General features: G+C 34.4%; 24 protein-coding genes and 1 pseudogene. 12 read left to right on the top strand and 13 right to left on the bottom strand.

Annotated elements, in window-relative coordinates; all coding sequences use genetic code 11:
- Positions 1-54: 54 nt before the first annotated feature.
- On the bottom strand, positions 55-372 hold the full coding sequence (locus AMS59_RS11800; protein ID WP_053483937.1) for an antibiotic biosynthesis monooxygenase: 318 nt from the start codon (positions 370-372) through the stop codon (positions 55-57).
- A gap of 91 nt (positions 373-463) precedes the next feature.
- On the opposite strand from AMS59_RS11800, the gene AMS59_RS11795 reads away from it, so the two are divergent.
- Entirely contained in the window at positions 464-1,150 is a 687-nt protein-coding gene (locus tag AMS59_RS11795; protein ID WP_053483936.1) for a helix-turn-helix transcriptional regulator, read from the top strand.
- A gap of 69 nt (positions 1,151-1,219) precedes the next feature.
- On the opposite strand, the pseudogene AMS59_RS11790 reads toward AMS59_RS11795, so the two are convergent.
- Positions 1,220-2,074 (bottom strand): annotated as a pseudogene (locus tag AMS59_RS11790) (DMT family transporter).
- Between the two features lie 174 nt (positions 2,075-2,248).
- On the opposite strand from AMS59_RS11790, the gene AMS59_RS11785 reads away from it, so the two are divergent.
- Positions 2,249-2,920, top strand: coding sequence for a response regulator transcription factor (locus AMS59_RS11785; protein WP_053483935.1), 672 nt, complete (start codon positions 2,249-2,251; stop codon positions 2,918-2,920).
- Positions 2,920-4,155 (top strand): cell wall metabolism sensor histidine kinase WalK, encoded by a 1,236-nt coding sequence (locus AMS59_RS11780; protein WP_053483934.1) that lies wholly within the window; start codon positions 2,920-2,922, stop codon positions 4,153-4,155. The genes AMS59_RS11785 and AMS59_RS11780 overlap by 1 nt, the downstream gene beginning before the upstream one ends.
- A 52-nt stretch (positions 4,156-4,207) precedes the next feature.
- On the opposite strand, the gene AMS59_RS11775 is transcribed toward AMS59_RS11780, so the two are convergent.
- From AMS59_RS11775 to AMS59_RS11760, 4 genes are read right to left on the bottom strand one after another with little or no spacing between them, the layout of a single operon-like run.
- Positions 4,208-4,762: a ferric reductase-like transmembrane domain-containing protein gene (locus tag AMS59_RS11775; RefSeq protein ID WP_053483933.1), complete on the bottom strand. Its 555-nt coding sequence runs from the start codon at positions 4,760-4,762 to the stop codon at positions 4,208-4,210.
- A complete protein-coding gene (locus AMS59_RS11770; RefSeq protein WP_234007749.1) occupies positions 4,763-5,662 on the bottom strand; it encodes an FAD:protein FMN transferase in 900 nt (299 codons plus the stop codon).
- A 13-nt stretch (positions 5,663-5,675) separates the two neighbouring features.
- Entirely contained in the window at positions 5,676-5,918 is a 243-nt protein-coding gene (locus tag AMS59_RS11765; RefSeq protein ID WP_053483932.1) for a hypothetical protein, read from the bottom strand.
- Positions 5,919-5,930: 12 nt separating this feature from the next.
- Positions 5,931-6,590, bottom strand: a complete 660-nt coding sequence (locus AMS59_RS11760; protein ID WP_053483931.1) for a copper amine oxidase N-terminal domain-containing protein — start codon at positions 6,588-6,590, stop codon at positions 5,931-5,933.
- A gap of 271 nt (positions 6,591-6,861) precedes the next feature.
- Here AMS59_RS11760 and AMS59_RS11755 point away from each other — a divergent pair, with 271 nt between their 5' ends.
- The 3 genes from AMS59_RS11755 to AMS59_RS11745 all read left to right on the top strand — a co-directional run bounded on the left by AMS59_RS11755 (position 6,862) and on the right by AMS59_RS11745 (position 8,328).
- Positions 6,862-7,329 (top strand): LytTR family DNA-binding domain-containing protein, encoded by a 468-nt coding sequence (locus AMS59_RS11755; protein ID WP_053483930.1) that lies wholly within the window; start codon positions 6,862-6,864, stop codon positions 7,327-7,329.
- A gap of 81 nt (positions 7,330-7,410) precedes the next feature.
- On the top strand, positions 7,411-7,926 hold the full coding sequence (locus AMS59_RS11750) for an L-rhamnose/proton symporter RhaT (RefSeq protein WP_053483929.1): 516 nt from the start codon (positions 7,411-7,413) through the stop codon (positions 7,924-7,926).
- 15 nt (positions 7,927-7,941) lie between these two features.
- Positions 7,942-8,328, top strand: a complete 387-nt coding sequence (locus tag AMS59_RS11745) for a DUF3021 family protein (protein WP_053483928.1) — start codon at positions 7,942-7,944, stop codon at positions 8,326-8,328.
- A gap of 103 nt (positions 8,329-8,431) precedes the next feature.
- Here AMS59_RS11745 and AMS59_RS26980 read toward each other — a convergent pair whose 3' ends face one another.
- The 3 genes from AMS59_RS26980 to AMS59_RS11735 all read right to left on the bottom strand — a co-directional run bounded on the left by AMS59_RS26980 (position 8,432) and on the right by AMS59_RS11735 (position 10,858).
- Complete coding sequence (locus AMS59_RS26980; RefSeq protein WP_082337473.1) at positions 8,432-8,653, bottom strand: DUF418 domain-containing protein; 222 nt, start codon at positions 8,651-8,653, stop codon at positions 8,432-8,434.
- Between the two features lie 237 nt (positions 8,654-8,890).
- Positions 8,891-9,718, bottom strand: coding sequence for a hypothetical protein (locus AMS59_RS11740; protein WP_053483927.1), 828 nt, complete (start codon positions 9,716-9,718; stop codon positions 8,891-8,893).
- 645 nt (positions 9,719-10,363) lie between these two features.
- Positions 10,364-10,858, bottom strand: coding sequence for a hypothetical protein (locus AMS59_RS11735; protein WP_053483926.1), 495 nt, complete (start codon positions 10,856-10,858; stop codon positions 10,364-10,366).
- Between the two features lie 433 nt (positions 10,859-11,291).
- Here AMS59_RS11735 and AMS59_RS11730 point away from each other — a divergent pair, with 433 nt between their 5' ends.
- Entirely contained in the window at positions 11,292-12,449 is a 1,158-nt protein-coding gene (locus AMS59_RS11730) for an ISL3 family transposase (protein WP_053483925.1), read from the top strand.
- Positions 12,450-12,531: 82 nt separating this feature from the next.
- Here AMS59_RS11730 and AMS59_RS26285 read toward each other — a convergent pair whose 3' ends face one another.
- Together AMS59_RS26285 and AMS59_RS26280 are read right to left on the bottom strand one after the other, a co-directional pair.
- The gene (locus AMS59_RS26285) at positions 12,532-13,071 is read right to left on the bottom strand and encodes a zinc-binding dehydrogenase (protein WP_234007748.1); all 540 of its coding nucleotides are present in this window, start codon (positions 13,069-13,071) and stop codon (positions 12,532-12,534) included.
- A complete protein-coding gene (locus tag AMS59_RS26280) occupies positions 13,032-13,538 on the bottom strand; it encodes an alcohol dehydrogenase catalytic domain-containing protein (RefSeq protein ID WP_234007747.1) in 507 nt (168 codons plus the stop codon). Before AMS59_RS26280 ends, AMS59_RS26285 begins: the two co-directional genes overlap by 40 nt.
- A gap of 157 nt (positions 13,539-13,695) precedes the next feature.
- Between AMS59_RS26280 and AMS59_RS11720 the strand changes: the two genes are divergently transcribed.
- On the top strand, positions 13,696-14,202 hold the full coding sequence (locus AMS59_RS11720; RefSeq protein WP_053483924.1) for a MarR family transcriptional regulator: 507 nt from the start codon (positions 13,696-13,698) through the stop codon (positions 14,200-14,202).
- 302 nt (positions 14,203-14,504) lie between these two features.
- Here AMS59_RS11720 and AMS59_RS11715 read toward each other — a convergent pair whose 3' ends face one another.
- Entirely contained in the window at positions 14,505-15,983 is a 1,479-nt protein-coding gene (locus tag AMS59_RS11715; RefSeq protein ID WP_053483923.1) for an Lsa family ABC-F type ribosomal protection protein, read from the bottom strand.
- A gap of 1,416 nt (positions 15,984-17,399) precedes the next feature.
- Here AMS59_RS11715 and AMS59_RS11705 point away from each other — a divergent pair.
- From AMS59_RS11705 to AMS59_RS11690, 4 genes are all read left to right on the top strand, one after another.
- Positions 17,400-17,837: a LytTR family DNA-binding domain-containing protein gene (locus AMS59_RS11705; protein WP_053483921.1), complete on the top strand. Its 438-nt coding sequence runs from the start codon at positions 17,400-17,402 to the stop codon at positions 17,835-17,837.
- 12 nt (positions 17,838-17,849) lie between these two features.
- Complete coding sequence (locus AMS59_RS11700; protein WP_053483920.1) at positions 17,850-18,284, top strand: DUF3021 family protein; 435 nt, start codon at positions 17,850-17,852, stop codon at positions 18,282-18,284.
- A gap of 170 nt (positions 18,285-18,454) precedes the next feature.
- Positions 18,455-19,747 carry a dienelactone hydrolase family protein gene (locus AMS59_RS11695; protein WP_053483919.1) on the top strand — a complete coding sequence of 431 codons (1,293 nt, stop codon included), beginning with the start codon at positions 18,455-18,457 and terminating at the stop codon, positions 19,745-19,747.
- A 153-nt stretch (positions 19,748-19,900) separates the two neighbouring features.
- The gene (locus tag AMS59_RS11690) at positions 19,901-20,176 is read left to right on the top strand and encodes a gamma-type small acid-soluble spore protein (protein ID WP_053483918.1); all 276 of its coding nucleotides are present in this window, start codon (positions 19,901-19,903) and stop codon (positions 20,174-20,176) included.
- Between the two features lie 394 nt (positions 20,177-20,570).
- Here AMS59_RS11690 and AMS59_RS11685 read toward each other — a convergent pair whose 3' ends face one another.
- Positions 20,571-22,508 carry an LTA synthase family protein gene (locus AMS59_RS11685; RefSeq protein WP_053483917.1) on the bottom strand — a complete coding sequence of 646 codons (1,938 nt, stop codon included), beginning with the start codon at positions 22,506-22,508 and terminating at the stop codon, positions 20,571-20,573.
- Positions 22,509-23,058 lie beyond the last annotated feature (550 nt).

Here is a 23,058-nt window from a genome sequence, read left to right as displayed (position 1 = left end):
AGGAAAGCGAGTAGCCCGTAGCGGAAATCAGCCTCTTTGGATGTATAAAAATGGTTAATCAACACACCTGATAAAAGAATAATCTTTTATGACTTTACAAATCTCCACATTATATTGCATGTACCATTTTTCTTTTCCAAATTTCTGTGCAACTAGATGTTTTGAATTTTCTTTCCATGCCTGAATAGCGTTTAGTGATTCCCAATAGGATACAGTAATTCCCTTACCTTCAGAATTTCTAGCACTTTCTACACGGATAAAACCTGGCTGCTTTTGTGCTAGTTCATCCATTACTTCTGCCATCTTAGCATAGCCTTCTCCATCCTCGTCTGTTCTTTCTGATGTGAAAATTACGGCATAATATGTTTTCATAACTATTTACTCCCACCTTTTTATGTATTATTGTAAACAAGAAATACTTCTACCGAAATCGAAATATGGATTGCAGAAAGGAATGTGACAAATGGGTATTAATCCAAACATGGCTGAAATTGCTTCGCTTCTTGGAGAAACTTCAAGAGCTACGATGCTTGCTAGTATGATGGATGGTCGTTTTCATACTGCCAGTGAATTGGCTTATATGGTGGCTATTAAACCTCAGACTGCTAGTTTTCATCTCGCTAAGTTAGTAGAAGGTAAACTTGTTAAAGTAGAGAAACAAGGCCGTCATCGATATTTTCAGTTAGCAGGTGAAGAAATTGCACAATTACTAGAATCATTCTTAGCGATTTCTCCACCACCTGAAGTACGTTCTTTAAAACAATCGAGCCAAATGAAATTATTACAGGATGCAAGAACTTGCTATGACCATTTAGCTGGTAAGCTAGGCGTTCAATTAACAGAATCATTGCTTAATGCAGGTTTTCTAACACTTGAAGAAAAACAGTTTCTCATAACAGCTGAAGGCGCACAATTTTTTACGGATTTCGGTCTTGATTTAGATGATTTAAAAAGAAAGCGCCGATCATTTTCTCATGCATGTTTGGATTGGAGCGAGCGACGTTATCATCTAGCGGGCGCGCTTGGTCAAGGAATGCTGACACATTTTTTAAGTTTGGGATGGGTGACTCGTGTTCCATCAATTCGTGCCATTAAAGTGACTGAAAAAGGACGAGCCGGCTTTAAAGAAGTTTTTAAATTTGAAGTGTAAATGATCTAACTTCTTTCGTAGGTAGACTTTGCTCAAATACTATCATTCAAAGTCTCTCCACGGATATTTTTATGAGAAGTTACGGTTCACTAAATAAATACCAGCAATAATAAATAGCCCTCCGACAACTAATGATAGTTTTAATGGTTCATCTAATAGTACCCATCCTGTTAACACACCAAAAAAAGGAGCTAAAAACAAAAAAGCACTCGTTTTTCCAGGGTCACTATTTTGTAAAAGATAATACCAACCTGCAAATTGAACAATTGACGAGAAAATGCTGAGTCATAATAAAATGAATAAAGAATGAACATTCACAATAAAAAATGGTTGTTCTAACACAAAACTAGTCAGTAAAAGTAATATACCACCAAAAAGCATTTGATAGGCTGATAGCACCCATGTATCAAATAACACGCCCCATTTTTTTGCTAGCAGTGTCGCAATGGCCCAGAAAACAGCCGACAGAATGCCAAAAATAATTCCAATTTCAATTTCAACTTGTGCACCCATTGTAATCATAACACCAATTACCCCCAACAAAACACCACACCATTGATACAATCGGTAACGCACCTTCGTAAATATTGTAGCAAATATGACTACAAGCAATGGATTCGTAAATGTTAGAATAGAGGATTCACTTGCTGTAATTGTCCGTAAGCTTAAAAAAATACAACCCATTACACCAGCAGTTTGAAACGCCCCTATCGTTAAAATTTTAATCCAGCCTTCTTTCGAGGTCGGATGAGGTCTTTTTAAAGCAATCACGATGACAGCCATCATCATCCCTGCTAGTATAAAGCGGAGTGCAGCCAATAACAGTGGAGATGAATAAGGCAATCCGAGCTTAACAATAGCAAATGAAGATCCCATTAAAAATGTCGTTAAAACTAATAAAGCTATAAATTTATAAATATTCATTGTTGTCCCCCTATTTCTATGTCTAAAAACATTATAGATAGGAAAAACTTCAACTCTTATCGAAGTATGAAATACATAATTTTAAATTTGAGATGGTGAAACAAAACTTTTTCAGTTTCTTTTCATTTTTTATGCGTATACTTAGTTGAATATAGGTAATAGGAGGAAGCTGCCTTGAAAATATTACTAGCAGAAGATGATGCACGATTAAGGAGAAATATCGTTCATATTTTAAAAAAAGAATTTCACCATGTGACAGAAGCGGAAAATGGGCAGGAAGCGCTAGACCACACGCTTACAGAGCAATACGATCTTGTTATGTTAGATTGGATGATGCCGCATCGTAGTGGGATTCAAGTGTGCCAGCAGCTACGAAACACTGGATTCAATGGTAGTATTTTAATGCTAACAGCGAAGGACGACACAGAGGACATCATAAAAGGACTTGATAGTGGCGCAGATGATTACATAGTAAAGCCATTTAAAATAGAGGAACTGTTAGCAAGAGTTCGAGCATGTCTACGAAGAAAAGATAAAGTGATAGAACAGGTCATCCGGATAGATCAATTACAGCTGAATGTAGATTCCCGTGTGTTTTTGTACAATAATGAAAGTATTGATCTAACTAAAAATGAATTTTTACTTTTGGAGTATTTATTTATCAATAAAGGTCGTGTACTAACTAGAGAACAAATTTGTATTTATATTTGGGGCTACGATTACGATGTTTCGAATAATTCTTTAGATGCTTTAGTCAAGCTTGTTCGAAAAAAAATTGATGATGGTCAATCCAAATCACGTATTCAAAATGTTAGAGGGATTGGCTATAAACTGAGGGAAGACTAATGTTTCAGAAAACGAAAAAAAAATTATCCTTTTTGTATGCAACGCTTTACTTTTTGTTATTTTCACTATTCGTTATTGTTCTATACTTTTCCCTCGTGAAATTAATGGAAAATCAACAAATAACCGAATTAGAAGACTTTTATGGTAGGCAAGAGCATGATTTCTTTGAACATGCTCTTGCTAACACTAAAACTTTAAATTATGACCCAAATCGTAGTTTTTTTTACTATATTTATACAAAGGATCATAAGTTTGTCCATGGTGACGAATCTTACAAGGGACTGAAGAATCAGATTGAAAAAGCGTTTGGCAATAGGAATCCAAATGAGGAACTCGTACAGCATTATGAATGGCAAGAAGAGCACTTTCTACTTCTGAAAAAGCCAATTTACAACGATGATACAGTAACAGGCTATATTTTCGTTGGTAAATCTGTGACGTCACAACATCACTTTTTCCAAATGACAAAGTATTTACTAATATTATTAACTTGTATTTCAACGGTCTTAATCGGTCTACTGGCTTATTATATGGCGGGTAAAGCGATGATCCCGATTCAATGGTCGTTCGATAAACAAAAAAAATTCGTATCCGATGCATCTCATGAATTACGAACACCATTAAGTATTTTTTATAGTTCACTTGAAATTTTAGAGGTAGAGGAAGCAAAGCAATTAAGCCCTTTTGGAAAAGAATTGATTGCGGATTTAAAAGATGAGGCTGAAATAATGAAAGAGCTCATAGAAAAACTACTGTTCTTAGCAAGACATGATCAGCAACAGGTTTCCATTCAAAAAGAAATCTTACCGTTATCAACTTTACTCCAAAAAGTGAGCACGAAATTTCAACGGATTATGCCTCCTGACATACAGTTTTCTACTGAAATCCAAGAAAACATCGAGTTGCTTGGTGATGCTTCAAAAATACAAGAGCTGCTTTATATTCTATTAGACAATGCAATAAGATATACAAATAGCGGAGCAATAACACTGACACTTTTAAAAAATCAGGACTCTGTAAAAATTACTGTTGCTGATAGTGGAGTAGGGATGACTGAACAAGAATTGCCTTTAGTGTTTGAACGATTCTACCGAAGTGATGCTGCTCGTCAACGAAATGGCACTGGTTTAGGTCTTGCCATAGCAAAAGCAATAGTGGAGCAGCATGAGGGAAAAATTCATGTGACAAGTAAAGTAGGTAAAGGCACTACTTTTCATATTGAATTCCCTATTTAAATATTGGTCAACATAAAGGAATCGGGGCTTTTTAAAACAGCCCCGATTCCTTTTAATTATTTTGTGACGTTGCAATATTTACCTTGTTCACGAACTGGCTTATTGTTCTCGCTACCAGTACTATCATTGTAATCCCTCCAGAAACTACATAAAACCTCATAATCAACGTATTTTCTGTATCCGTTCCAATTAGCACTCCATGAGCAAGTGATATTACCCATGCTGGTAATACAAGAAAGTGAAGTTTTTTCCATAAGTTGCGATTCATTGTTCGAATCCATAAATCCGATGTCATGATAACCATTAAAAATAAATAAAAAGCTATTGTTCCAAGTGCCGATGGTAGAGACTGATATTTTGCTGTGAAAGGAATTAAAATCTCTACTATGCTATAAGGCTCATAATGATCGATTAAAAGCACTAACATATGCGCGATTACGGTGATTAATCCTAGCCATCCCGCATTTTGATGTATATGATAAATTAAATTTTTATGGGATTTGACAAATGATGACTTTCTCAACAAACCAAATATAATCGAAATAGTAAAGTAAAAATACGCTAAAAGCCCTAATAATCGAATCCATTCCCACGTACTAATGATCATTTATTTCACCCCCGTCATCATCCAATTTGCTGCTTGCCCTTCTTTAACAATGAAGCGGGCACTTTGTTGACAATTATTTTCGAACCATTGCTGCAATTCTCCTTCATCCATAAGAAAGCATAGTTTTGCACCAACCTCTGCATCACATAAAGAGGACGTTACGACTGAAGCTTGTAATACTTCAGTATTGGCAATTTCACCTGTTTGTCCGTTTAATAAATGATGTTTCTTCATCGTTCCTTGCATCCAGCTTCGATAAACTCGATTAGATGTAGCGATGGCACCGGTTTTCATCTTTATCGAGCTAATTTCCTTGTCGATATCCCAGGCATCTGCAACACCGATTGTCCAAGTCTTTTCCCCGGAAGACCACATTTTCATATCCCCTCCCCCGTCAATTAGTCCGAAATCAGGAGATACTTCTTCTTCAAGCCAATTCGCCAATTTTTCGATGGCATAGCCTTTGGCAAATCCACCTAAATCAATTTCCTGCTGCGCTACTTTCATTACTTGCTCATCGCCTAGAAATTGAAATGGTTGATCTGCAATCAGAGGTTTGTTTTGAAATGCCTTACTTTTAGCTGCATCAAATGGAAAAGATTGATTGTAGCCATGCTGTTCTAATTGGCGTTTAAGATATGGTGAAAATAAACCATTAGAAAGTTGATAATATTGATCCGCTTGCATTAAACAATCATATAGTAATGAACTAATGCGTAGCGTTTCTCCAATTGCTAAATCATTTAGTTGTGATAATTCATTATTTGATTGAAATCTTGACCATTCTTGTGCTACGTATTGAAGCCATTTCTCGGCTTTTTCTTTCCATACGAAATGAAGACCTTTTGGCATAGCTATATAAAATTCAGTATTCATTATTTGCAAAGTTAGTGTATCCACACGACCAACTCCATTAAGTTCTTTTCGTTTTGCGCTCACTTTTGACAGCAGGTTGACTTGTCATTTCAAAGTTCGTCCAATCTAGCTGTACTAGTTCTTTTTCTTTATTCGTCATATTGTCCTGATCTACTTCCTGAATAGTATTTGTGCGTGTAGTTTCGGCTTCTGTTGGACTGTTGATTTGGGTTAGTATCGCTGCAGATAAAAGTATCCCTGACGCACCTAATACCCATTTTGCCTTTTTCGGATCTTTCATAGTGCTTCCCCCCTAATTCGTAATTGGCTGGCAGACAAATGTTTGATTATTTTCTTGCCACTCTGCTATATAGCCTAAGCCATTCGTTATTGTACTAATAGGTACATACAATTCTTCATTCATGTAAAATACTTGCGCAGGAGATGGTGTTTTCACATTGTTATCATAAACAACGTTCGTTCCAGCTCGGTAAATTAATTCATTTGCTTCATTTTGGATCTCTAAAATTTTACTTGCTTTGTAAAAGGTTGCTTTTGCTCCTAGAACCTCTGCTACTGCTTTTCCTGGCACAAAAAATTCCCCGTCTTTTGGTATAACAAAAAAGCTCAGCTCCTTATTTGTACCTTCTACCTTAAACGTAACCTTTTGAGAGCTTGTGAAAGGTAATACTTCTTTATCTGTAGCAACTGTTCGTGTCCAAATATTCCATGTACCTTTTGCACTTACAGCGTCTTGAAAGTAGTAAGTTTCACCTTCTTTTTCATCGTCATTGTAATATTTCTCATCGTTCTCGTACTCGTCATCGTCGTCTTTATAATCCTTATAGTCTTTATACTTTTCATGTTTTTTATCTTCATGCTCTTCGTGATCATCTGCATGAACGACTACGTCATTTGTTATAAAACCTGCCAATATGAGAACCACAACAAGACTTATTTTTTTCACTTTCATCTACAACACTCCTCTCCTTTGACTTCATTGTAGGTTTTAAAAATGATACAAGACTGAATTTTTCAAACAAATTTTTACATTTTAAAAGCTATTTCCATGGATAGATTTCTCTACTTAGAAAATAGCTTTTTTCATAAATCTATTATTCTTTTGTAACATTATCTAGGTAAAAACTATCCTAAAATTAAAAAAATCAACGTAACTTTTGATATACTCTTTATATTCACTTTAAATTACTAAGACTTAACTATGAAAGGAATATATGTCTTAAATGAAAGTTAACATTAAAATTATTGAAAAACTTAAAGAAGAATCATGTACATTTAACATTCACAAAGTAACGTCTTTCATTCAAGATATCGTATCAACTCTTGAAAAAAGCTCTGACAACTATTTACTAGCAAAGTCTACATCAAAAAACGAACAAGAAAAAATTCCTTATTCCAATATATTTTATTTAGAATATCTTGAACGAAAAATATTCATTTACACAAATGATATTATTTATGAAACAAAAAGCCCTTTATATAAATTGGAGCATGATCTTCCGAATAACTTCATCAGAATCTCAAAAACGATCATGATCAATATTCATTTTTTAAATAAATTTTCGGTTAAACCTAATGGTAATCTTGAAGCAATTCTCTCGAATGAAGAGAAAGTAATTGTGTCAAGAAAATACGTATCATCTTTGAAAAAGACACTAACAAGTTATTCCAAAAGTCCACTTATGTATTGATTTTCACCACATATGTTTATACGTATTTCTTTTTCCCCTCTTTGATGCCATTATGAATAACATCAAAGGAGGCAATAAAGAATGTATAACATTATTAAAGAAGTACTTTTAGGAACGCCACTGTGGGTTTGGATTTTATTATTTATTTTAATAAAAAGAGGTATCGCTATTTCTCAGGAAAGACCAATCAATTTATCTAAAATGTTTTTAGTTCCTTTCATATTTATGATATGGGGATTTGAAAAAATGATCACTCAATTTTCACACTTAGAATTTTGTTTGATCAGCTATTTCTTTTTCATATTCCCCGGGACTTTAGTTGGTTATTTGTTGTATAAAAAATATCAAAATTTTTTCAAACAGGAAACCGTAATCATCAGAAAGAAGTGCTATCTTCCATTAATCATTATTCTAATAAATTTTTCGGTGAAGTATCTCTTAAATGTCACTTTAGGCATCTCGCCATCATTTTATAATGACATTTCATTTAATATGATCTATTCTGCCGTAAGTGGTCTATCTATAGGACTTTTCTTTGGAGGAATTCTTTTTACATATTATGTTCAAAAAGATTTAAACAAGCCTATCTTATTTTGAGAGGAAGACATTTCATTGCAATTAAAAAACAGACTATTTTCAGGTTTAGGCACTGGTGCATTTATTTATATGATCGTTTTATTATCGAGAAAAAATATCATTTCTTCAGAAGCTGAGATTATTAGTGTGTTAATAATCTCAGCTTGCGCAGGTATTTTTACAATCATTTTCGAAATGGAAAAAATTAACTATTTGTTTGCTTTAGTCATCCATTTTATCATGATGTTTCTAGTAGTCTTTTCTATATCTTTCTATAACAAGTGGTCAGATCATTTTCTAAGCGTAGATTTTCTTGGTGGTTTTTTATTACTCTATTTGTTTGCTTGGATCATAACACTTATTAAGACTAAAAAAGAGGCGAATGAACTCAATACCTTACTAAAACAGATAAGAAATTTTTAAAGCATTGGGTCACATTTAGTCTAGTGACCTTTAATACCTTATCGTCTTAAAGAATCTCAAAAACGAATATATATGTTATTTTAGCAAGCATATTTTCCGGTTATTAGGTAAAACAAGCTTCATTAAAACTTTCTTTAATGATTTTTTTCTTATTCGGAACTTTACCCCAATAAGTGAAGCATCGTAATAACAATTCAACTGGCCCCATTTTAAAATACTTTAACCATACTATACTAAAAGTAATTAAAATAGCGTGGATTATGAAGCACACTATTAATGAATTAATAGGTGTAACACCAATTAGGAAGCTAAATACAATTAGCAAGGCACTTTAACACTTTTGTAAGATCTTTGCGGTGCCACAATTTTTCTCCAGTTAATCCATCGTAAGCAGCAACACCTTTACGGTAGTACGCCGCCGTAACTACATAAAAGGCATACTTCGTTTATTTCCACCTTTATTTAACAGCAAATGAAAAAACTCCATTTTGAAAAAATTTTAATCAAAGTGGAGTTTTTATAAGATTTTTATAAACATAGCGTACTTCTAATTTGAATTCTATTAATGATAAAAACCTGTGGCAATTTCAAGTGCTTTTAGTGGTTCTTTGATTGAATCAAGCGTATAGACAAGTTTTTCGTCCTGCCAAACAATTAAATTTCCTGATTTATAAACATCTACGTGCGCAAAACCATTTTGTTTTGGAATAGGAAGCATATGTGTTTCTAAAAATTGGACTGCCTGTTTCGCAAGCTTCACACCTGCTTCCGAATTGTCTGTTCGTGTATGTGTCGCTAATGCCCATCTTCCCTCATTCCAACCAGTCCATAATGAACCAGCTCCAGCATCCTGGTAACCTTTAATGTTATAGCCAAGATCAACCTTTTGACCACCATTTTGACTAAAGTTCTCAAATGAAATTTGCTCATTTGCTTCTTTAGCATTCGGATATTGCTTTACTACTAGTCTTGCAATAATTGTAGCTGTCTGTGAATTTTTAAGCTTCCTATCATTGATTGGCAAATACTCTTTACTTTCAAAAAATAGTACTTCAACTTGGTTAGCTTCTGCCTTCGTTGTTGCAGTTAAAAATGTACCTTTTGTTATCGGAAGTTCTGTTGGTAAAATGATAGGTAAATTAGTTTTAAGCTGGTCCTTAATATTTTTTAGTGCCCCAGCCTGTGTATTAGATGCCACTGTGTTTCCCTTATTTGTTTTGGGCGGTTCCTGTTGATTTGCATGTGATTGACGTTCTTCTTGTGGCTTGTTTGTCATTTTAGGTTGTTGTTGTTCTTCTTGTGACTTGTTCGGCACAGTTTCTTCTTTATCAGAGCACGCACTGATTATACTGAAACTTAAAAGCATGCAGGTGAAAAGTAATTTTTTCATAGCATTGGCCCCTTTTATTTTTTCCTGCTCTTAATTAACTGGATTTTTTTGTTATTTAAGCACATTAATTCAGGCATATCGTAATCCTTATCCTTTGCGGTAAGAAAACATATTATCTTCCATTTTCAAACCACGAAGAGCAACTTTGTATCTGTAAAATACCAAAGTTGATAGAATTCATTACAATCCACATTTCCGCCTCCTAAAATTATGATTCGGTTATTAGACGTGAATTCACCATCGTAGTTTCATCGTTTTCAAAAAATCCAATTCAAGGGTGTTAGATGCTACCATAAAGTTATAGAGCTTATTAGTTGCTGAAAGAAGTAAGAAATAAAAACTAAACCTATAACTTTTTTTATTTGGTTGCCCCTTTTATACCTTAATGTCTGAATTATAGACGAGCTATCCTATACAGGTGAATGACTATCTAACTATTTATTTTTCTTTTCTTATTTTTTCGTAAGAATAAAGATTTCTGACTTCCCTTTAAAATTAACCGAATTTCCCCATAATCATTTAGCAAGCAGTTGATGTCGTTGACTAAAAAGAAACATGTGAGTTTCTCCCTCCCTTAAACAAAAAAGTCGCACCAGTGTAAGGAATGTCTCCCTTCACCATGTTGCGACCTTGAAAGAAATTTAGTTAGTCAATGAAAATTGAAATGCGTTCATCCTTTGTCAATTTTGCACTAGGTTTAATGATTTGATCATTTAATTGAATCGTTCCTTTTTCAATTTTTTTTATGATCTGTGATCGACTCCAATCCTCAATTTGGATTGCAAGTACTTTGTCAATTCGATGTATTCCAATCACATCATCTAATACAATGTGTACCACCTTTATTCCTTGTTCTACTAAGTTGATTATCCGAATCGTTGATAATATTGAAGATTCTTCTTTCTGCTCCTCGACTTCAGCAACATGCTCTGAGAACGATTTATAAATAGCTAGCTTTTTGTTCCAAGTATGATTTTTTTCGCATTTATATATTGCATATTGATATATATTTTTTCCGTTTGCGTTATGCCTTCGTACATTTGTATCCGTAAAAACAGATATTTTCCCACACATTTTGCAGTGCTTCTCAGTTCGTTCTGGTATTTGAGAAAGCTTCCAGCGGAAAGTAATATTTAACATTAATCCTTCACCTCTTAAGATAAAGGTACGCAAGCATCTATTTGGATATCTCGCAGTACAATGTAAAATTTATTGTATAAATAAAAAAGGAGATCCTACACAAGGACCTCCTGACGCATTGAGACTACAGGGTTGCTCGGTTCCTTTGTAATGAGAAAAATGGGCACACTCCCCCCTTGAAAAAAACATTGTTTTTTTGAGGGCAATGCTATCCAATTTATTGATCATTACAAAGTAAATGTTGGCATACGTGTCGTCCTGTATCCTTTCCATCCAAATAGATTTATCCTATATTACCATATAATTGGCTCTTCACCATAACTTGTGGTTGATTTTCTATCAATTCAATAATTTTACATTTTTCTATAGAAGAAAAGCGAAAACTCACGTATCGTAATTGTTGTCCAGACAAACCACGAGAGGAGTTTTCGCTTTGTATTCCAAGTTTATCAAAATGCTATTACCGTTACCATCTTTTTTCGAAGTTTCTTTTCCATCTGATGAAGAACCAAATGTATTTCCTGTTACTGTAGGTGCTTATTCAGCGCCATGTCCAATTTGCCATGTGAAAACGATTCGTCATGCACAAACGTTACGTCGTTTTCGTCATGGCTATGCTTGGCACTTAGGATTAATTTGGATTGAGATGGCTATTCCACGTCATCGTTGTGTTGCTTGCGATCTCACATTTACCTATGACTTTGGTTTAGGGATTGTACAAGCGTCTTCGGCTATGTTTCGCAGAGAACTTGTTCAGCGTTGCCACGGTCGTTCAATTGCTGATGTAGCACGTGAATACGAACTGCCCTACACGACTGTTGAGCGTTGGTATTACTTATATGCAGCTGATGAATTAACTGAAGAAATTGCCACAAATATCTGTGTAGATGAGTTCGCCTTGCGCAAAGGACATAACTATGCGACCAGTGTTTTAAATGCCGACACAGGTCGTATTTTAGCGATTGTTCCTCACCGAGATCAAGACGCAATTACCGCTGTTTTACAAAAAGTAACCGGTCCTATTCGTACGGTGGTAAGTGATTTCGCTCCAGCGATGGCAAACGCGATACAAGCAGTTTATCCAACTGCGATTCATGTGCTGGATCGCTTTCATCTCGTGCAATTTTTCACCGATGCCCAGCAGCGAAGACGACGTTATTTAGGAGAAGCCAAAAAGCATCATAAATCGCGATTCATTGACCGTTGTTTGGCACGAAAACCTGAACAATTAACTGAAGAAGAACGCGGATTTGTTGCACAGTGGCACCAGGAAGATTTGCATACAAAACACATTTATCAAGCATTGAATCATATGCGTTATGTACTGAAAGCGGCAACGATGACACAAGCAAAACGACGATTAACAGAATGGTTTAAACGATATCAATTTCATATGTGTGGTGCCGTCTCTAAAATCGTAAAAACATTGATAACACGTGAAAAAGCGTTGCTGGATACCATTATTTCACCGCTATCGAATGGCATTATGGAAGGCACGAATAATAAAATTAAACTCATTAAAAGACGTGGTTTTGGCTACCGAAATGAAGACCGTTTATTCCTTCGTTTATGTTTAGAAACAGGTCGCTGATTTTGTCACCCACGACTTTTGGTGATGAGCCATATAATTACATAAAAATACAAACGGAATACCCTATTTCGTTATCAATTACTTAAGGCTTTAACAAAATTCGCCCAACCGAGTTTCTATCTTCCATTTTAGAATGTGCCTTAGCTACATCTTTTAAGGGATACACATGATCTATTTTTATTGAAATACTGTCATTCTCTACCCACTTTTGGAAATTCTCCATATATTCGGTCCAATATTTCATATACGGAAGTCCATTTGTTCTTGTTAAAAATAGAGAACCTTTTTCTTGGAGTTTCATTAAATCAAATGGCGGAACATATCCACTTGACTGACCATACATCACTAGATAACCTCCTAAACCAAGACTGTTCAAATTTGATTCAAAGGTATCCTTTCCAACCCCATCATAAACTACACGGACACCCTCTCCATTTGTTATTTCTCTAACTCGCTCAGGAATGTTCTCTTTTGAGGAAATCAAAACGATATCTGCACCAGCTTCAAGCACAAATTTCGCCTTTTCTTCTTTTGATGTTACACCAATTACTTTTCCTCCTCTAAGCTTCGCCATTTGGCATATTAAACTTCCAAGCCGCCAGCTGCTGCTTGAATTAAACACCATTCTCCTTCTTGAATAGGATAAGCTTTATGTGTAAAGGCATAGGCCAAAAACCCATGTGTCAGTCCGGCTGCTGCTTGTTGATCAGGAATATCTAAATTTATTGGAATCATTCTCTTTGCTGAAAAAATTACATGTGTTGCATAGGTTCCCGCGCCTCCACAGATTACCCTATCTCCAGGTTTTAAATGGTCAACATTTTCACCTACCGCTTCAACAACACCCATACATTGACTACCAATCGTAATCGGCAGGTTATTGAAACCTGCTTCCTTTCCGTAAAATTTTTGCTTTACCAAGTCACCCCGTCGCATCTGAATATCAAGGAAATTCACAGAGGCAAACTTTACTTTGACGAGCGCCTCATCTTTACCTATTTCAGGGATATCAAGCCATTCTAACTGCATTTTTTCAGGGCCCCCATATTCATAAATACGAACGACTTGCATCTTTTCTTGATCTCTCATTTTATCCTCTCCTCCATATTGTTTCCTAGAAACTATATTACCACTTTACGAATCGATGTCAATATTGTTTCCAAGAAACCTTGTGAGATTACTTTTTTCTTGTATACTATAGAAACAGGCTTATTTTTTAATAAATTTATGAAAAGGTGAATAAACGATGTACGAAAATACAGAAAAGGACGCTCTAGTTTTTCAAATCATTAAATTAACAGAGCAAATTTCGAAAAGATTTGCAGACGGAGATGACGAGGAAAAACAATGGATGGCCCAAAAGATTAAAAATCCAATTTTAAGACAACTTTTGCCGAATATAACTATAGTGATGTTACATGTTTTAGAAGCAGTTGGACAATTCGGGCCCGTCAATGGCATTACGATCTCCAAAGAAATGGAAATTCCAAAAGGAACCGTTTCAAAAATTACGCGCAAGTTAGAGAGTTTGAACCTCATAAGAAAAGAGCAATTACCTGATAATAAAAAGGAAATTCTCTTTTCTATTACGCCACTCGGATATGAATTATTTGAGGTTCACAAGGATCTCCATGAGCATATAGAAAAGAATGTATTTCAATTTTTAAATAAATACCACTCTAATGAATTGGATTTTTTAACTAGAGTTTTAGAAGACATCTTAAAACAATCATTGGTTCAATTAGAAGAGTAAAATAAATAAGAATTTACCGTTCAATAATATATAACCTTTTCACGGTTAGTATTTGTTCAATGACTCTATTTACCCCCAATTCACCCACGAGTGAACCATTCCACTAGGATAGGTACTGTAAAAATCAGTTTCTCTTATAGCGAAATGATTTTGCTTTAATAAAAAAAAGTATTAGCAATGATCTCTCTTAACAATTATGCCTCGCATAATCCCAAAGCAGTATTTTACAATAAATAAAAGAATCCATTTTGAAAAAATTGATCAAAACGGATTCTCCTCTTACTTTAATTTTTCATATTTAACTACATAGATATAGTTTTTGTTGCAACTGTTTGCTGAAATGCCTGATCATGCTCAACAAAAACCATTGTAGGATTAAATTTTTGAATAAGCTCTTCAATCTGCATGCGCGAATAAATATCAATAAAATTTAACGGTTCATCCCAAATATATAAATGTGCTTTTTCACATAAACTTTTGGCGATAAGCAGTTTTTTCTTTTGTCCACCAGAATATTGAGATATATCTTTCTCAAATTGAATGCGGTCAAAGTCCATCTTACGTAGGATGGATTTAAATAACGTTTCATCAATCCCATGCTCTTCAATAAAGTCCGATAATGGCCCCTTCAAATGAGACGTATCTTGTTGGACATAGGAAATAATGAGACCTGAACCTACATTCATGGAGCCTGTATGCTGTATCGAATCTCCTTGAATTAGTTTTAGGATACTACTTTTTCCGCTTCCATTCTTTCCATCAAGTACAATTCGGTCACCTTGTTCAACATTAAAGCTTATTGGCTTATTCACTATTTGGTCATCGTATTGAACAGAGACATCAGCCAAAACAATCAATTCATTTGAATGAAACGCCAATGATTCTAATTTTAATGACTCGGTTTTTTCTACATTTTTTAGCAGTTTTGATTTTTCCTCAATAGCTTTTTGTTGCCTTGATTCAAGGTTCTTCGCTCTCTTCATCATCTTTGCCGCTTTATGTCCTACAAAACCTTTGTCTAACTTAGATCCTGAATTCGTTGTTCCATTTTTGGAAGCTTCCACTTGACTTGACCAACCTGATGTACGCTTTGAAGACTGTTTTAATCTCCCTATGTCTTTTTGCAGACGCTCATTAGTTGCCTCTTCGTGTTCCTGCTGTCGATCAAAATTTAACTTCCATGAAGAATAGTTACCACTTTGAACTTCAATATTTGCCCTATTTATAGAAAGGATATGGTCAACGCATCCATCTAAAAAGATTCTGTCATGTGAAATTAATATATACCCTTTTTTCTTCCTTAAATAGTCAGAGACCATCTTTCGTGCTTCCGTGTCTAGATGGTTGGTTGGCTCATCAATTAATAAAAATTGACCCTCCGTCAAAAATAGTGCAGCAAGCAACACCTTTGTTTGTTCTCCATTTGACAATGTATTAAAAGGTCGATACATGACCTCGGCATCAACGTCTAGATAGGATATTTCACGAAGAATTTCCCAATCTTCTGCTTGGGGGCAAATTTCTTCCATGATTTCATGCGTATACTTATTTTTATCCGAAACTGGATAAGGGAAATAATTAAATTCTACCGAAGAATTGATTTTCCCACTATACTCATAATTCCCTAATAATAAATTAAAGAATGTTGTTTTACCTCGACCATTTCTACCGATAAATCCAAGTTTCCAATCCGTATCTATTTGAAAGTTTACATTTTCAAAAATATTGTCAAAGCTACTTGGATAAGAAAAAGTTAAATTTTGAACTTGTATCATTGACATGATAATTCCTCCTTTGTATATCAATACTTTTTACTTTTTATACAAAGTCGGCATATCCATCCATTCTAAATTTCTCCGTATAAGTTGATGGATATTAACGACTTGTACGGAGTAATACATGCGTAACAATAGTGTCTGAATCGCTCATTTCTCTCTCCCCTTTATTGATTAGATTAAAAATATCAATTCCAACTATGAAAGAACAAAAAATCCTCCCAATTTATAAATTGGAAGGATTAGTCTTTCACTTATATTAAATAAGTGCTTTTTTTTGCCATCGGAACCATGACAAATAAAGTGTGTGAACTGATTTATAAAAATGGACAGACTAATCCTATATTTTGTAGTTTGAAGTTATTCATTTCAAATAAAAATATAGTTTAGTTAATCATCGTCCATTCATCAGTCCTCTCATAATTGTAATTTTATATTAACAAATTTTTTCCTAAAATACAATTCAAGCATCATCATCACCTTAAATTTCTGCTTGTTGCTCTTTTGATAATTACTATCCAATTGACCCAGGTGTGTTGATTAACCATTTTTATACATCCAAAGAGGCTGATTTCCGCTACGGGCTACTCGCTTTCCTGCGGGCGAGCGTCGAGCCGCTTCCTCCGCTTCGCTCCGTGCAGGGTCTCGTCTGTCTCGCTTTCCCGCGGGAGTCGAGTAGCCCTACGCTACAATCAGTTAAAATGGAAATATATTGGCAAAGTGGTAACGAAAAAATCCTTTTATCGCTCAATAATAAACTCATTTTTTCCTAATCAACACGCCTGCAATTGACCACAAGCAGCACACATATCAATTCTAAATTGACTTCTAATGGTCACAGTAATAAAATAACTCTCAACAGGTTACCAATATTTAGGTGTTAATAATTCCACTCAAATGTGGAGGCTGTTAACATAGTAATTGGCCCAACAACTAAACCAAATAAGACTAATTGGTTTCACTCTTAACATAACTTGCATTAGCCACTATCAGGCCAAAGAGAGCACCACCAACTCTCTAATACTTTTATTAGCGATATTCGATGCTTTATCAGCGGTTTCGGCTCTTTTATCAGCGATATTTGAGGTTTATCAGCGATTCTGGCTCTTTTATCAGCGATGTTCGAGGTTTTATCAGCGATTCTGGCTCTTTTATCAGCGATGTTCGGTTTTAGTACGGCGAGTGAATAAAATTGATCTTCATTATACTTTACCTGAACGCGCCCTTTTTCCCACACTTGACTTAGCAGATTCTGGATACTATCATAAAATAAAATCCAAACGGCAATCTATTAAATGTAAAAAAGGGTTTTATATAGAAGTATTATCATTCGAATAAACAAACCTGTATAGTCGTACTTCATTTGCAAGTTTATACAGAATTCGAGTAAAAGAAATAATTTGAATTTTCGTGGGTGATGATTTGAAAATTTCAATAGAAGAAATAAGTCAAGAATTAGAAGAAGAGATTATTATTAGGTGTCATGAAGTTGATCACGAAATAAATGAAATCATAAACAAGCTGAAAACTGAAAACCTTATTTTACTAGGACATCAAAATGATAGTATTCACCACATTAAGCTTAGTGATATTTATTATTTCGAGGCAGTCGAGGGAAAAGTGTTTATGTACTGCAGGGACAACGTTTTTGAAGTAAAACAAAAACTATACGAGTTAGAGGAATTATGCAAAGGAAAAAACTGTTTTCGCGCATCGAAATCAACAATTTTGAACACCACCAAAATTTCATCTGTTTATCCGACTATAAGTGGTCGATTCGAAGCGTTGCTGGATAACGGAGAACGTACTTTTATATCGAGGCGGTATGTGCCTGTCCTTAAAAATATGCTTGGTTTGTAAAGAGGGATACCTATGAATTTTTTTGAATTTGTACAAAAGATAATTAGAAATTTCTTTATCATCTTCGCATCCATAATCATGATGATTACTTTGTTGCGACAAATGTTTTATCCTGACATGGTATTTGATTTGAAGTCGATTTATATCATTATGGCATTTTCATTTTTAAGTGCATTAACGGGATTTATTTTATATTCTCCTAATGATCTAAGTGAGAAGAAAATGCGTATAAGGATTATTATTCATTTCTTCACTTTGGAAATTTTATTGATTGTCCTTGGCAGCGCTATTAATCTTGTAACCGATCCATTAGGTGTAATCTTTCTTGCACTGCAAATTGCGGTAATCTATATCATTGTTCGTCTACTGTCATGGCAAAATGATAAAAAGGATGCAAAAAAAATCAATGAAAAACTAAAGACATTTAAGAAAGACTTTGGTGAGTAGTCAAGTAAATTAATAAGCAGACAAATCATTTTACGGTAAGCATTAGAGCTTACCGTTTTTTGCATCTTATTTGCTTGTTAATACAACTTACCGTTTTTCCATATACATCCTTTCAACCGTTTATTATGATGAGTTCATAAAAATTTTTCCAATGAGGTGGAGGAACGACTATGGGAATTTTACTATTATTAATAGCTTTGATTTTCGAAATAGTTTTTGCAATCTATTGTATAGCAACTAAGCAAAACCATAACAAAATAAAGAATTGGATTAGGATTGCTGTATTTATTGTATTTGTAATATTCACTGTTTCATCGGTGATTGTCTGGAGTTTTCGCTGGGTAATGCTTGCTATACTACTTTTCTTATTAGCCATAATTGGAACAGTGTCTCTTATCCTGAAGAAATCAAATATCAAACAATACAAAACTTCTAACATTGTGTGGAAGTCCATTATGATGATATTGACATTTATATTTGTACTTTCACCCGTCATTATTTTTCCACAGCATCCATCACCAAAAGTGACAGGAGAATATGAAGTCGCAACCGCTACTGACACATATTACGATCAAAACCGTATTGAGGAATTTACTGACAAGGAGCAAAACAGATTCGTTAATGTGGAATTTTGGTATCCCAAAAACGCAGATGGAACATACCCTCTATTAGTGTTCTCACATGGAGCATATGGTATCAAGATAAGTAACAGATCTACTTATACTGAGTTGGCAAGCCACGGTTATGTAGTCGTATCCATCGACCATCCCTATCACTCCTTCTTTACCCGTTCAGAGGATGGAACAGTAACTATGATCAATTCAGATTTTAGCCATGAAATCAAAAATATGAATAAAGGCATTTACTCAAATGAAGAACGGTACAATATCATTCAAAAATGGATGAAACTGCGAACAGACGATATGAACTTTGTCATTGATACGATTCTTAAAAAAGCTAAAGATGACACTACACCCCTTTATCAACATATCAATACAGAGAGAATTGGTGTGTTTGGGCACTCAATGGGCGGTGCTGCAAGCGTGTGGCTAGGCAGAGAGCGCGATGATGTAAGTGCAGTAGTAAATATCGATGGCCCTTTCTTTAGTGAACTTATTTATAAGAAAGAAATGGATGATTTTGTAGCAAGCAGCAAAGACTTTACGACCCCACTTCTTAACATTTATTCTGACGATGTTTGGAGACAGCTCGAAAGCAACTCCATTTATGTGGCAAACAAACTTAATAATGAACACTTCAAAGATGCATATACTACTCATTTCAAAGGGGCAAAACATTTAAGCTTGACCGATTTATCGCTTTTCTCTCCTATTTTGACAAATATTCTACAAGGAGGAAAAGCCGATATTGATAAATTTTACTGTATCGAAACTGAAAATGAATTAATTCTTAAATTTTTCGACTTCGAATTAAAGGGAATCGGCCATAAACCCTTTCCCTAGACTTTTTTTACGCTGAAGTCAAAAAAAATGGTGGGATGTTGTATATCGATCAAAGAATAAAATTCACCATTAAATTATGCTTGGTGATTACGACTTTATTTCTACGAATAATAAAACATCTTCTGTACAGACTAATTTCAGGAGGTGAAATCCATGAATAACAACAACCAAAACTTTAATCAAAAAACCCCAAATGCAATGAACTCGATGAACCAAGAATTTGGGAATGAAACTGATGTTAATCAAATTAAACAACAAATCCAACAAGCAGAAGCTAACAAAAAACAAGCTTCTGGTACAATGAACTCGATGAACGAAGAATTCGGGAATGAGACTGATGTTAATCAAATTAAACAACAAATCCAGCAAGCAGAAGCGAACAAAAAACTAGCTTCTGGTCAATTTGCAAACAAAAACAGTACAAAATAAGTTGATTATTATCCCCAACCGGCAACCTTTTTTTTGCCGGTTTTTCGCTTGCACTCGAAGTGCCGAATGCCTATAAAAGAATCTTTTCATACGATTAAATGTACATTTTTTATCAAAAAACAATAAAATTCAATTGATCATTTCAACATAATACAACCAATTAGCACTTTTATATTGTTTCCCAAAGGATTTATGAGCAATCCTATTAACAACAAATCTCTAGCTTCATTGGTTATTATTGCTGGTTCAATATCACCATTTTTCTACCTACATTTCTATAGCGTGGCTGGGATAAAACTTGGTCAAAATCTTAAAAAGCGCGAGAAATCAATTTTAGAAACGTTGATTTCTCGCGCTTTTCTGATGTGAAATTTTCCAATTTTGCTTTAAAAATTTACTTATCTTTGGAGTAATTATATTTAGAACGATCAACTGGAGTATAACCTGTTGGCTTATAGAATCTCAATAAGTCACCATTCACGACTTTATCAGATAATTCCAATTTAAGATCTACTTTATTTTTAATAGTTTTCGCAAACTCTAATTGACTATCATCTAATAGTAAACCTGTTTTATTATCATAAAATTTCCCATTAATTGAATCAATCGTAGGACTGACAAAACCGCCATTTCTAAATGGTACAACTTGATCATGCTCTTTTGATAATAAGTCTGAACCAAATTGAACAAATTTTTGCGTATCAATTCCTAGTAAATGTAATAACGTTGGAAGAAGGTCTGTTTGGCCACCATAAGTATGGTTGGTTCCACCTTGCATTCCTGGAACATGTATAAATAATGGTACGCGTTGTAAATTAGCACTTTCATATGGCGTAATTTCTTTTCCAATGACTTGTGCCATCGCATCATTATGATTATCTGAAATACCGTAATGGTCACCATAAAGAACAATCATCGAATTATCATATAAGCCTGATTCTTTTAATTGATCGAAGACCTGTTTGATTCCTTCATCTGCATAACGTGCTGTTTGGAAATAATTATCTACACTTGTATCTCCAGTATTAGCTTTATTAATTGTTACTAAATCTTGATTCATTGTATATGGGAAGTGGTTCCCTACCGTAATTAATTTCGTATAAAAAGGTTGTGGTAACGAATTTAAAAGACTTTCAGATTGTTTAAAGAATGGTTTATCTAACAAACCATATTCAGCCATGTTTTCTGAAGAACCCGTGTCATAATAACTAGCATCATAGAAATGATCGAATCCAAATGATTTATAAATCTCATTTCGATTCCAGAAGCTTCCGTTATTACCATGGAAGACAGCCGATGTATAACCATAATCTTTTAAAATACTAGGAGCTGCTTGGTACGTATTTTGTGCTTTTGTAATATAAGCAGATCCTTGTGGTAACCCAAACAAAGAGTTTTCCAGCATAAATTCTGCATCGGAAGTTTTACCCTGACCTGTTTGATGGAAGAAATTATCAAAATACATTGTATTCTTATCTTTTGTTAATGAATTTAAAAATGGTGTAACTTCTTCACCGTTTAATTTATAGTTGATTAGAAAGTTTTGGAATGATTCTAAATGTAAATAGATGACGTTCATTCCTTTTGCTTTACCAAAATATTGTGCATTAGGTTTGGCGTAGTTAGATTTTGTATAGTTCGTCACTTCTGTAATATCACTACTATCCGCCAAAGCTCGCTGTGAAGATGCTTTCATCGTTTCTACTGAATCATAAATCGTATAGTTATACATTCCTAGATATTTCACAATATAGTTTCTATCAAAACCTCGTGATAATAGTTGCGGACGATCAGCTTCAGCTAGTCCCAAATTTAGGATTGATACTGCTAATGCAAAAGTAAAGATTGCTGTTGCTTTTTTATACTCAAAACGCTTAGTATCTTTTGGTATTTTTTTTGAGAATCGTAAGTAAAACATTACAAATACATCCACAAAGAACAAGATATCATAAGGCTTTATTAAAGAAAGAACACTACCACCTAAATCTCCGAAGTTCTGCGTTTGGATAACCGTAGGTAATGTAATGAAATCACTAAAAAATCGGTAATAAACAACATTGGCATATAAAACAATAGACATCAGAGTGTAAATTACAACTAGCGATGTATATTTTCTCTTTCCTTTAAATAAAAAGGCAATTCCTAGAAATAGCATTGCTGAACCTAGTGGATTTAATAGTAAAAGGAATTGTTGAAGGATTCCTTCTACTCCTAGTTTAAATTGTGCTGTTTGAGTGATGTATGTTTTAATCCATAACATTAAAACAGCTAATATATATATCCCTAAAAAGTTGTTTAAAAGGGCATCTTTTTTACTTAATAAATTTTTCATTTTGCACCTACCTTTTATTTAATCAATTATGCCTCGGCATAATTGCGTCTGGAATCGGCTTTGTGATTGAACAAAGCATTCCTTTCGATTTCGTGACATTCGCCGGAGGCTTTATGCCAACACGATGTTGGTCACTCAGGCATTTTCACAGGATGTGAAGTTCTTAGCCTGAGTTCCTCTATTTCAACGGATGTTTGGACACCTACTGAAAAGTGACTTAAAACCGCATTCATCTCACCAGTTGTAGAGGTGGGAGACTTCTGCTGAAAAAAGTTAAACTTATATCTAGTTGTATATTAACTTAGATTATAAGTATTGCATTTAAAAAAATGTTACTTCACAATAGTTTTTTTCACAGCTATTGTATACTACTCCCCATATAGACTTCTGTCAAGCTGTTAAATAGTTAGTACGCTTCTTTTTATTATTGTAAACCCTTTTCATAAAAACCCCCCGCATATGTTATTTTTTCAACGTAAGCGCCAAATACAACCCACCTTCTAACACTGTCTGTACTATGTGATAATCACAGTACATTCTTCGTTAGGAG

Source organism: Lysinibacillus sp. FJAT-14745 (genome assembly GCF_001275675.1).
Taxonomy (GTDB): Bacteria; Bacillota; Bacilli; order Bacillales_A; family Planococcaceae; genus Lysinibacillus.
Note: the sequence above shows the minus strand (reverse complement) of the source record. Positions and strands in the feature narration are given on the sequence as shown.